The following is a 523-nucleotide window of genomic DNA, read 5'->3' as shown; positions in this document are numbered from 1 at the left end:
CCAAAGGTACTCTGTTCAACAAACCATTGATAAATACATATCCAGTAAACAGCACCAAGAATCCGATACATGGATGCAACAGTTGCTTTGCTCTTCCTTCTAAAATGATCAAGGCGATTAAGCCAACAGAAAGCAAACTTGCGATATCGGAAGGCGCAAGTGCCACGCCACCTACAGCGAATTTCACTGGGACAAAAAACAGTGCCAGAGCAATAGCTGCAAGGAGTGGAACGGTATTACTTATCGGTACAGAGCTGTTGGTAGATTCCATAATAGCCCTCTCGAAATTTGTCGATGGTGTAGAGTTTGGCTCGGTTGACGGAATAATGACTTGCCGAATTGTAAAGAGCCGCGTCTTCGCAAAGCTCTGCAACCTTTTGTGCAAGCCGATTGCTATCACCGACTTCGAACAGATATTCTGAGCTGCCGGTAACCTCATTTAATCCCGGAACATCGGACGAGAGTACGGGCAACCCTGCTGCCATCGCTTCTACGGCGGCGAGCCCGAATCCTTCAACGTGGG

General features: G+C 47.8%; 1 protein-coding gene and 1 pseudogene. Both read right to left on the bottom strand.

All coding sequences use genetic code 11. From position 1 onward, the window contains the following. Window positions 1–271 (bottom strand): annotated as a pseudogene (locus tag R7P74_RS29185) (O-antigen ligase family protein); the annotation flags it as partial. After that, window positions 237–523 (bottom strand): glycosyltransferase (locus tag R7P74_RS29180; RefSeq protein WP_318124215.1); only part of this gene is annotated, 287 nt, incomplete at its 5' end. The pseudogene R7P74_RS29185 and the gene R7P74_RS29180, both read right to left, overlap by 35 nt.

The sequence above is a fragment of the Vibrio sp. 2033 genome (assembly GCF_033339735.1).
This window is presented reverse-complemented; position numbering and strand designations above follow the sequence as displayed.